Consider the following 11577-nt stretch of genomic DNA (forward strand, 5'->3'; position numbering starts at 1 on the left):
TTTCATTTTTATTCAGTATTACTTTATATATATTAGAGTTAAACTTCATGCCAGTAAATGACACTACTCTTTTTTGAAAAGGTAACCATGTACAACTGGCAATGTTTGGCATTCGCATTATCTCTGAGCATACTCGCGGGTTGCGAGCCCACGCCCGCACTCCAGCAAGCTGATCCCGTCGTGCAACCGGTTAAACTCCATGAGGTCGGCAGTTTAACGGAGCATAGGTTTCGCGAGTTCCCTGCAGTGCTGGAAGCAGCGCAGGTGGCACAACTAGCGTTTCGGGTCGGCGGTGAGATCGATGCTTTCCCTATCAAAGCTGGAACTACCGTACAACAAGGTGAGCTCATCGCCCGTCTCGATCCAACCGACTATCAGTTGGTATTGGATCAGGCCCAGGCTCGCTTTGAACTCGCTCAGGCACAATTCCAACGCACCGAAAGCCTGGTCGAACAAGGCGTGATATCGCGCCAGCAGTTCGACGAAACCAAAGCCAATCTGGAAGTGGCGCGGGCAAACCTCGAAACGGCGAAGGCCAATGTACGTTATACCGAATTACGTGCGCCCTTTACCGGTACCATCGCCCATGTTTTTGTTGAAGCCTTCGAAACCGTGCAGCCACAACGTCCCATTGCCACCTTACAGATGGACGATGCCATCGATGTCAGTATCACTGTGCCGGAACAGTTATTCGCCCGTGTCCAGCGTCAGCTGGATTATCAGCCCGAAGTCATCTTTGCCGCCGCTCCAGAGCAGAGCTACCGTGCGCAACTAAAAGAATGGGATACCACGGCCGATCCTGCGACCAACACCTACAAAGTCGTCTTCACTATGCCAACTCCAGCGGAGTTTAACGTGCTCCCAGGCATGTCCGCGACCGTGCGGGTCGACTCCTACGCCGTTGCAAGCCAGCCGACCAAGGGCGTGCTGATCCCCACTACCGCAGTATTCTCTGACACGACAGCGCCCGTAGAGGCGCCACACCGGGTTTGGGTTTTCACCCCCCTGACGAACACAGGTGAAGAACAAAGCGCAACAGGCACCGTGAGTCAGCGCGAAATTCAGGTCGGTCGGGTCACAGGCTCCAGCATCGAAGTCACCGCGGGCTTGAGTGCGGGCGAACAGATTGTAGTAGCGGGCGTCCATGCCCTTGAAGAAGGCCAGCAAGTGCGGCGCTGGATTAAGGAGCGAGGCCTGTAATGGATATCGCTCGTTACAGTATTCGGCGCAGCACCACCAGTTGGTTACTCCTTGTATTACTTTTAGTCGGCGGTGTGTTAGCACTTACCAACATCGGCCGTCTGGAAGACCCGGAATTCACCCTGAAAAAAGCCATGGTGATCACCGCCTACCCGGGCGCGTCGGCGCAACAGGTCGAAGAAGAAGTGACTTACCGGCTGGAAAACGCTATTCAGGAGCTGGGCAACATTGATCACATCAACTCCATCTCAAAACCGGGGCTGAGCCAGATCACCGTAGACATGAAGACCACTTTGCGTGCAGATGATATGCCCCAGATCTGGGATGAGTTACGCCGCAAAGTGAACGATGTCACGCGTCGTCTTCCGCCCGGTGCCGAGCAGCCTATCGTACGCGACGACTTTGCCGACGTTTACGGCATTATGCTGGCGGTGACTGGGGCTGGCTACAGTTATGAGGACATCAAAGACTACACCGACTTTTTAAGGCGCGAGCTGGTACTGGTGGAAGGTGTCGGCAAAGTTCTGATCGACGGTGACCAGCAAGAGCAGGTCATCGTTGAGATCTCCCGAAGTAAACTCGCGAACGTTGGCATCCCGCCCGCGCAAGTGCTGAATCTGTTACAAACCCAGAATGTCGTCGCCGATGCAGGTCGGGTACTTAGCGGCGATGAGCGTATCCGTCTGCATACCACCGGAGAATTTGCCAAGGTCGAAGATCTGGCCGATCTGATGATTAGCAATCCCGGTGCCAACGAGCGCATTCTTTTGCGCGATGTGGCCACGGTCAGCCGGGACTACCAGGAGATTCCCGAGCACTTGGTCCGCTTCAATGGCCAGCCATCGCTCTGGTTAGGGATTTCCTTTGGCCCTGACGTCAACGTCGTCGACGTCGGCCGGCGGGTGGAGCAACGGCTGGCGGAACTCAGTTACGCACAACCCGTGGGTATCGATGTTGCCTACATTTATGATCAACCTGCGGAAGTCGACAAGTCAGTCCAAAGTTTCCTTCTCAACCTGGCCGAAGCCGTTGCCATCGTGGTAGTGGCTCTTTTGCTGACGATGGGCTTACGCAGCGGCGTGTTGATTGGCAGCGTATTGCTGGTCACTGTGCTCGGTAGCTTTATCTTTATGTACCTGCTGGACATCCAGCTGCAACGCGTTTCCTTAGGCGCCCTCATCATCGCCCTCGGCATGTTGGTCGATAACGCGATTGTCATTGCCGAAGGTATGCTGGTCGGCGTGCGACGTGGTTTGTCGCGCCTGCAGGCCGCAAGTGTCATCGTACAGCAAAATATCTGGCCTTTACTGGGTGCCACTGCGGTCGCAGTCATTGCCTTTGCACCCATAGGCTTGTCGGAAGATGCCAGCGGTGAATACGCGAATTCATTATTCTGGGTGCTGTTTATTTCATTATTCCTGAGCTGGTTTACCGCCATAACCCTGACCCCTTTCCTTGGCAATCTGCTCTATCGCCGGGATGCCCGTGCCATGAGTGCCAAAGATCAGCCAGAAGACGATGACCATGTCTATCAGCACTGGGTTTTTCGCGGTTACCGCAAACTCCTGCGCCTTTTCCTGCAATGGCGCAAGACCACCATGCTGGTCATGCTGGCCTTACTGGTGGCGGCGGTCGCTGGCTTTACCACGGTCAAACAGTCGTTCTTTCCACCATCGAACACGCCCATGCTGTTTGTCGATGTCTGGTACCCGCAGGGCACCGATATTCGGGCCACCGCAGAGCAGGTGGCTGAACTCGAAGCCTATCTGCAAGAAACCTATCCAGACCTTGATTATGTTGCCAGTACCATAGGCCGCGGTGCGCCACGTTTCACCCTCACCTACATGGTGGAAAAGTCCTACGAAAGCTATGGCCAACTCATCCTGCGCGCGCAGGACAATGACAAGCTCGCCACAGTGCATGAAGGGCTCACGGCCTATCTGAACCAGCACCAACCAGACGTGCAGTTTAAGATGAAACCCGTAGAGATGGGACCGTCGCAAAACGCCAAAATTGAGGCGCGCTTCAGTGGCCCTGACCCGCTCGTGCTGCACAGGCTTGCAGCTCAAGCCGAAGCTATTATGGCGCAAGACCCGGGCGTGCGTAATCTACGCAACGACTGGCGCCAGCGTACCAAAGTACTGCAGCCGGTATTCAATGAGCCCGCAGCGCGGCGACTGGGCGTGACCAAGGCCGACGTGAATAACGTGCTGAAACGCAATTTCAACGGTCAGACCGTAGGCCTGTTTCGTGACGGTACCCAACTGATGCCTATTGTGGTCCGCGCGCCGCTGGAAGAGCGCCGTGAAGTTTCCGACTGGCATGAACTGCAGATCTACTCACCAGCGCTGCAGCAGCATATCCCTATGGCTCAGGTGGTCAGCGCTATGCAACTGGTGGCCGAGGACAATCTCATCCTTCGGCGCGACCGTAAGCGCACCCTCACGGTGATGGCCGATCACGACGTATTCGGCGACGAAACAGCTGCCATGGTACTTGAGCGTATACGCCCAGACATCGAAGCCTTGCCATTACCTGTCGGTTACCGGCTGGAATGGGGCGGTGAACATGAAGCCTCGCAAAAAGCCACTGGCGCAGTGTTTCAGGCCTTGCCGCTGGCCTTTGTGGTGATGTTTATTATTACCGTTCTGTTGTTCAACTCCATCCGTCAGGCCGGGGTATTGTGGACCACGGTGCCCCTGAGCGTCATTGGTGTCACCCTGGGTCTGGCACTGTCAGGTCAGCCCTTTGGCTTTATGGCGCTGCTTGGCTTTCTCAGTTTATCGGGAATGTTAATCAAAAACGGCGTGGTACTACTGGAGCAGATCCGGGTGGAACTGGCTGCCGGCAAACAGGCACTGGTCGCTCTGGAAGATGCTGCAGTGACCCGGGTACGACCGGTGGTCATGGCAGCGGTCACCACTATTTTAGGCATGGTGCCGCTGTTATTCGATGACTTCTTTGTCAGCATGGCCGTGGTCATTATGTTCGGCCTCGGCTTTGCGACGTTACTTACCTTAATTGTTGTGCCGGTGATGTACGCGCTGGTCATGCGCGTACCCCACCAGCAAAACGCTTAGCTTAATTTCCGGCGGTGCCATAACAGATAGACCGCCGGCAACAACAACAATGACAGCAGCGGCGCCAGAATCATACCGCCAATCATGGGTGCTGCGATACGCTGCATGACTTCACTACCGGTGCCATGGGTCAGCATAATCGGCAACAAACCAGCAATGATAGTGATCACTGTCATCGCCTTCGGCCGCACCCGCAGTACCGCACCTTCCTCTATCGCACTATAGAGTGTTGCACGGCTACGTTGTTTACGGTCCTTCCAGGCATTGTTGAGGTAGAGCAACATCACCACCCCAAACTCCGCCGCGACCCCGGCCAGTGCAATCATACCCACCATAACTGCAATCGACAGGTTATAGTCCAGCCACCAAATGAACCACAGGCTACCGGTCAGCGCTAATGGCAGTGTGGCCATGATCAGTGCCGCTTGTTTGAACGAGCGGAAGGTCAGATACAGCAAGATCAAAATCACCGCTAAGGTCACCGGTACCACTTGCTTTAACTTCGCTTCGACGCGTTGCATCGATTCGTACTGTCCTGACCACGACAACGAGTAGCGCGGTGGCAGCTCATAATCAGCCAGCATCGGCTCGGCAGCGGCAATCACATCACCCACGGCGACATTAGGATCCACATCGATAAACACCCACCCCGTCGGCCGGGCGTTCTCACTACGGATCATCGCTGGCCCAACAGTCATCTCAACATCAGCCACCTGCTCCAAGGTCACCCAGGTACCACTGGCACTCGCAATCGGAAGCTGTTTGATAGTCTCCACATGATCCCGAAGGGCACGTGGGTAGCGCAATGTGATCGGGTAGCGTTCCGTACCTTCCACGGTCTCGGCAATTTCCGCACCGCCGATGGCAAACCTGATAGCACGCTGAATCGCCGCTTGATTGATACCATAACGAGCTGCTTCGTCCAGCCGCGGCCGGATCTCCAGATAACGTCCTGACGCAGGCCGCTCGGCAAAGACTGAAGCGACGCCCGGCACACCGTTTAAGCGCTGCTCCAGTTCACTGCCGATCTGCTGAATCTCAGCCAGCTCAGGACCCGCAATTTTCAGTCCCAGTGGGGTTTTCAATCCCGTCGAGAGCATATCAATGCGAGTTTTTATCGGTTGTACCCAGGCGTTGGTGATGCCAGGTACCCGTACTGTAGCGTCCAGCTGCTCGATGATTTTCTGCAAGGTCATGCCTTCACGCCACTCACTTTCAGGTTTCAGCTGAATGGTGGTCTCGAGCATGGTCAGCGGCGCTGGATCCGTCGCCGTATCGGCACGTCCGGTTTTGCCAAATACGCTCTCTACTTCCGGAACCTGTTTGATCAACCGGTCGGTGCGCTGTAGCAACTCACCGACTGCGCCGGGACTAATCCCAGGTAAGGTCGTAGGCATGTAGAGCAAATCACCTTCCTGCATGGTCGGCATAAACTCACTGCCCATTTTGCTCAGCGGATAGTAACCACTTACTGCCACTATAACTGCCACAACCACGGTCAACTTCGGCCACGCCAACACGCCATGTAATACCGGCCGGTAAATCCATATCAGACAGCGGGTTAACGGGTTACGTTGCTCGCTGATGATTTTGCCACGGACAAAGTAGCCCATCAGTACCGGTACCAGCGTAATCGCCAGTAATGCTGCTGCCGCCATAGCGAAGGTTTTGGTGTACGCCAGCGGCGCGAACAGCCGTCCTTCCTGAGCTTCCAGTGAGAACACCGGTACGAAACTCAGAGTGATAATCAGCAATGACAGGAACAGCGCGGGACCGACTTCGACGGTAGCGTTGCGGATCAGCTGCCAATGCGTAGCGCCCTTTGGCTCCTCGCCATGTTCCTCGCGGTAGTGCTCAAGATGTTTGTGGGCGTTTTCGACCATGACGATGGCGGCATCCACCAACGCGCCAATGGCAATGGCAATACCGCCAAGACTCATGATGTTGGCGTTAATGCCAAGCGAACGCATGACAATAAAGCTCATCAATACCGCCAGTGGCAAGGTGATAATTGCCACCATCGCCGAGCGAATGTGTAACAGGAATAAGATGGTGACGAGGGCAACGAACCCCATCTCTTCCAGCAATTTGGTGGTCAGGTTATCGACCGCACGATGAATAAGCTCCGAGCGATCATAGGTGGGCACGATTTCGACCCCGGCAGGCAAGCCTTGCTGCAGACTCTTTAGTTTATCGCGCACACGTTCGATGGTGGCCAGAGCATTCTCGCCATGGCGCATGACCACGATGCCCCCGACCACTTCGCCTTCACCGTTTAGCTCAGCAATACCGCGACGGCTTTCCGGGCCGCGGCGTACCGTTGCCACGTCAGCCAAGGTGATATTGGTACCAGCAGCGCTTTGCACCGGCAACGGCAAGTTCTGTAAGTCATCCAGCGACTGAATATAACCTGTGCCGCGCACCATGTACTCAGCTTCGGCCATTTCGACAATGCCACCACCGACTTCCTGGTTAGCAGCAACGATAGTCGCCTGCACTTGTTCTAAAGTAAGGCCGTAAGTCTGCAAACGGCGAGGTTCAACCACCACCTGGTAGGCTTGCACCATACCACCGACGGTCGCCACTTCTGACACCCCTGCAACACTTTGCAGTTCCTGCTTCAGGAACCAGTCCTGCAGGCTGGTCAGTTCGCCCAAATGATGCTGCCCGGTGCGATCCACCAAGGCATACTGAAACACCCAGCCGACCCCACTGGCGTCAGGGCCAAGTCGCGGCGTTACGCCTTCCGGTAAACGCTCACTGGCTTGATTCAGGTACTCAAGCACCCGGCTGCGCGCCCAGTAAATATCGGTACCTTCTTCAAACAGGATATACAGATAGGAATCACCGAAAAACGAGTAGCCACGCACCTGAGTTGCACCCGGTACAGCCAGCATTAAGTTCGCCAACGGCCAGGTCACCTGCTCTTCCACCAATTGCGGTGCTTGTCCGGCATAAGGTGTCTTCACAATAACCTGTACATCAGATAAATCCGGGATGGCATCCAGCGGTGTGCTGGTCATCGCGCGCCAGCCGAACCAGGCAGCGAGCAGTGCAGCAATGAGTACGAGAATGCGATTACGCAAACTCCAATCAATAATACTAGTGAGCATGGCCGCCTCCACTGCTACCTTGCAGGCGACTACCTTTCAGGCTGGCTTCAGAATCAAGCAGGAACTGGCCTGAGGTGACCACGCGCTCGCCGGCACTTAAACCATGCATAATCTCGGCTTCATCATTCACAATTAAACCTACGTGCACATCACGCTGCTCAAAGGTCTGGTCGTCCGTCTGGACGATCACCCGGTTGTTGGTTCCGGTCATAATTAACGCGCTGACAGGCACCGCCAACACATCGCGCTTAGGCCCGCCATAAAGCTCCACTTGCGCCTGCATACCCACGTGCATACTGCCTGCATCAACATCCTGCGGTAGCTTTATACGCACGCGCTGCGTTTTCGCAACAGGGTCCAGTTCCGGATAAATATAATCGATTTCTGTTTCGTAGGCATTGAGGCCAGCGGCTGGCAAGGTCACATCCACCGGCGCCTGTGGCCGCATCCAGTCGGCGTAACGCTCAGGCACGTCAGCAATTAACCAGACATTGTTGGCACCGGTCACTGTCATCAGCTCAACGCCAGGCTCGACATACATGCCCTCAGCAACATTGAGCGCTGTCACCACCCCGGCATGCTTAGCAAACACAGGGACGCGGTAAAGGATCTCACCCGTTTGCTCCAGTGTCTTCACCTGCTCAGCGGTCAGCCCAAGCAGCTCCAGACGCAAGCGACCATCGCGGATCAGGCGCTGCTTTTGCTGCGCAGATAAGCCATTAATGGTATCCAGAGTTTGCAGAAAGTCTTGTTGCGCGATGACCAGTTCTTTGCTGTAAATACTGTAAAGTGGGTCGCCAACCTGCACTTGCGTGCCCTCACTACGAACGAAGAGTTCTTCCAGCCAGCCGGATGCCCGCGTGTGGCTATGCCAACGCGCATTGTCATTCCACTCGACGGTAGCCAGGGTCGGCAGATAGCGCCAAAGCGTTGTTTCTGCAACAGTCGCGGTGGTGATGCCCAGGTTTTGCTGCATCTGCCCGCTCACCTGCACCACAATCTCATCCACCTGAACCTGTGGCTCAAGATCCATGCCGCAAATCGGACAGGTACCTGGTTCATCGCGCACAATGTGGCTGTGCATCGGGCACACGTATTCGATCGCATCTTCATCGTTCAGCTGTTGCTCAGCGGGGGTTGGCGCGGTTAAATCCTGCTGTTGTTGATGCTCAGAATGATCGCTATGATCTTGTGCCGCAACGGCAGAAACCATAAGAATCACGGCAATGACAGCCACTAGAAAACGTTGTAAAAACATAACTTACTCCTGCAATAAAAACTGAAAAAGGTTTAATCAGCTGTTTGCAGGCATTGGGGGACGATCGTGACGATCCTGACGGGTTAATAAATGACGTGAAGGGAGTAGCCACTGTCCTTGCTCACTGGCAGGTGCGGCTGAAGTAAAACTTGGCAGCAGCGCTAAGGCGCTGGCGCCACAATGGTGCTGGCAATCGCCACAGCTACCATCGCAATCCATTTGCGCGGCAAAAGACGCAGCTTGCGCCTTTACCGATTCATCACAGCAGGCATGATCCGCCGCCATGTCAGCATGATGGCTGACCACAGTCTCACTCGCGACATCCCCGAAAGACGCGGACGCAGCAGCAACTGGCGCCGCGAGCGGCACCAGAAGTAATGAGACAATAATCAACCAAAGAAATGCTTTCATGGCGACAGTCTAACCTATTCCTTACCAGATAGTCACGCGTTCTTCTGGCGGCAAGTACAGATCATCACCTGGCTTGACGTCAAAAGCTTCGTAAAATGCTGGTACATTCACAACTGTTCCGTTCACACGGTAATACGCTGGTGAATGCGGGTCGCTCAACACCTGGTTGCGCGTGTATTCATCACGTTGCTTGGTCTGCCAGACTTGCGCCCAGCCCAGGAATACGCGTTGCTCACCCGTGAAACCATCAAGTACTGGCGAAGGTTCGCCATTCAGTGAGTCGACATAGGCACGGTAACCAATGGTTAAACCGGCTAAGTCACCGATGTTTTCGCCAAGGGTTAACTCACCATTAACGAAGACATTCTCAAGTGGCTCATAAGTACCGTATTGTGCCGCTAATTGCGCACCGCGCTCATCAAAAGCTGCACGGTCAGCATCGGTCCACCAGCTTTGCAGGTTGCCGTCGCCATCGTATTTTGAACCCTGATCATCGAAACCATGACCGATCTCGTGACCGATAACGGCACCAATACCACCATAGTTCACTGCATCTTCAGCATTCATATCGAAGAATGGCGGCTGCAAGATGCCCGCCGGGAACACGATCTCGTTACGTACCGGGCTGTAGTAGGCATTTACCGTCTGCGGCGTCATCCCCCAATCTTCAGCTTTTACCGGCTCACCGATTTTGCTGATGTTTTCCTGATAGTCAAATTCAGCAGAGCGCTTGTAGTTACCTACCAGATCATCTTCCGCTACGACCAACGCTGAATAATCGCGCCATTCGCTTGGATAACCGATATAAGGAGTGAACTTGCTCAATTTCTCCAAGGCTTTTTGCTTAGTTTCTTCGCTCATCCACTCGAGTTCTTTAATGGATTCGCCATAAGCTTTGATCAAGTTATCGACCAGAGTCTCCATCCGATCTTTCGCTTCGGGTGGGAAATACTCGGCAACGTACAACTGACCAAGAACTTCACCTAAGGCGCTATCAGCGGCATCAACACCACGCTTCCAGCGAGGCTCCTGCTCCGGCGTACCACGCAGAACTTTACCGTAGAACGCGAACTGGCGGTCGTTGATCTCTTCACTTAATGCATTGGCAAAATTGCTGACCAGACGCAAGCTCATGTAGTGCTGCCAGGTATCCAGCGGTACATTTTCGAACATGCCACCGAAGTCTTCGAAGTACGAAGGTTGACGAACTACAGCTTCCTGCACCGTTGCAATACCAGCGGCCTCGGTGTAAGCGCCCAGGTTAAATGCACCCAGCAACTCCTGCACTTCTTCCATGGTCTTTTTGTTGTAGGTCTTATCAGCATTACGGCTCTCGACCCGGCTCCATTGTACTTCGGCCAATTTGGTTTCAAGCTCAAGCACCTTTTCAGCTGCTGTTGTTGCTGTCTCCGCGTCGTAGCCAACCAGAGTCAGCATGTCGCCGATGTAGGACTGGTAGGCATCCCGAATTTCGACAAACTTCTCTTCGTCTTTCAGATAGTAATCACGGTCCGGTAAACCCAAACCGGCTTGCGACATGTACATGGTATTCACATCAGGATTTTTCGCATCAGCGTAGACATAAAAACCAAAGGGTGAACTCACACCCAGACGTGCGAGTTGTGCAAACTGGGCAGCCACCTGATCATGGTTCTGCAACTTGCTGATCGCTTCTAAGTCACCAGCAATGGGCTGATAGCTCAGGTTATTGAGACGCTCGACGTCCATAAAGCTATTGAAGAAGTCACCGATTTTGTCAGCGTTGGAGCCTGGCTCTGGTGAACTGGCCGCAGCGGTTTCAATGATCTTACGCAGGCGTTCCTGGTTTTCGTCACGCAGTTCGTTGAATGAGCCCACCCGTGACCGGTCCGCAGGAATTTCGGTTCTCTCAACCCAGCCGCCATTGACATAGGTAAACAGGTCGTCTTGTGGGCGAACTTCAGTGTTGAAGTCGTTCATGTCCAAACCTGAGCTTAACTGCTGCTGTACTTGCTCAGCAGCTTGCTCGTTCGCAGTTTCGGTTTGGTTTTGCGGCGAACATGCTGCAACACCAAGGGCCAGGGCCACACTTAGGGCCAAAGTACTCACTTTACGCATAACTTCCTCATAAAATTCAGGAGCGTTTTTGGCCATTCGATAGCAGTTAGGGAAATACTTCCAGCCCAATCTAATCACTGATCTCGAATGGCCAGTAACGGCTTCGTTGTTAATGTCCTATCACGTCGTCGGTGAATAGGTAGTCTTTCAATTGTTCATCAAACTTCTTGTCACGGCGACGAATCCATTCCAGGGTCATGGCCGCATGTTCTTTCTCTTCATCACGATTGTGAATCAGTATTTTCTTGAGCTCATCATCTTTGCAGACGTCAATGCGTTGGTTGTACCAATCCACAGCTTCCAGCTCTTCCATGAGGGAAATCAGGGCACGGTGCATGTCACGGGTTTCGTCCGAAAGTAACTCGTAGGGTTCATGATAACCTTCATTCGCCATAACTCGCTCCTTTTCTTTTGTTAA

General features: G+C 54.0%; 7 protein-coding genes. 2 read left to right on the plus strand and 5 right to left on the minus strand.

What is annotated here, in order from left to right; all coding sequences use genetic code 11:
• Nucleotides 1–87 precede the first annotated feature (87 nt).
• Complete coding sequence (locus J6J34_RS01630; RefSeq protein ID WP_301774370.1) at nucleotides 88–1200, plus strand: efflux RND transporter periplasmic adaptor subunit; 1113 nt, start codon at nucleotides 88–90, stop codon at nucleotides 1198–1200.
• Nucleotides 1200–4280, plus strand: coding sequence for an efflux RND transporter permease subunit (locus J6J34_RS01635; protein WP_301774369.1), 3081 nt, complete (start codon nucleotides 1200–1202; stop codon nucleotides 4278–4280). Before J6J34_RS01630 ends, J6J34_RS01635 begins: the two co-directional genes overlap by 1 nt.
• Here the strand turns inward: J6J34_RS01635 and J6J34_RS01640 are convergent.
• The 5 genes from J6J34_RS01640 to J6J34_RS01660 form a co-directional block, all read right to left on the minus strand.
• Nucleotides 4277–7393: an efflux RND transporter permease subunit gene (locus J6J34_RS01640; RefSeq protein ID WP_301898397.1), complete on the minus strand. Its 3117-nt coding sequence runs from the start codon at nucleotides 7391–7393 to the stop codon at nucleotides 4277–4279. The two genes, J6J34_RS01635 and J6J34_RS01640, sit on opposite strands and share 4 nt — an antisense overlap.
• Nucleotides 7383–8651 (minus strand): efflux RND transporter periplasmic adaptor subunit, encoded by a 1269-nt coding sequence (locus tag J6J34_RS01645; protein WP_301774367.1) that lies wholly within the window; start codon nucleotides 8649–8651, stop codon nucleotides 7383–7385. The genes J6J34_RS01640 and J6J34_RS01645 overlap by 11 nt, the downstream gene beginning before the upstream one ends.
• A 36-nt stretch (nucleotides 8652–8687) precedes the next feature.
• Nucleotides 8688–9062 (minus strand): hypothetical protein, encoded by a 375-nt coding sequence (locus J6J34_RS01650; RefSeq protein ID WP_301774366.1) that lies wholly within the window; start codon nucleotides 9060–9062, stop codon nucleotides 8688–8690.
• A gap of 21 nt (nucleotides 9063–9083) precedes the next feature.
• Entirely contained in the window at nucleotides 9084–11159 is a 2076-nt protein-coding gene (locus tag J6J34_RS01655; RefSeq protein ID WP_301898398.1) for a M13 family metallopeptidase, read from the minus strand.
• 109 nt (nucleotides 11160–11268) lie between these two features.
• Complete coding sequence (locus tag J6J34_RS01660) at nucleotides 11269–11553, minus strand: encapsulin-associated ferritin-like protein (RefSeq protein WP_126763758.1); 285 nt, start codon at nucleotides 11551–11553, stop codon at nucleotides 11269–11271.
• Nucleotides 11554–11577 lie beyond the last annotated feature (24 nt).

Origin of the sequence: Pseudidiomarina terrestris (assembly GCF_030466405.1) — a bacterium.
GTDB classification, from domain to species: Bacteria; Pseudomonadota; Gammaproteobacteria; order Enterobacterales; family Alteromonadaceae; genus Pseudidiomarina; species Pseudidiomarina terrestris.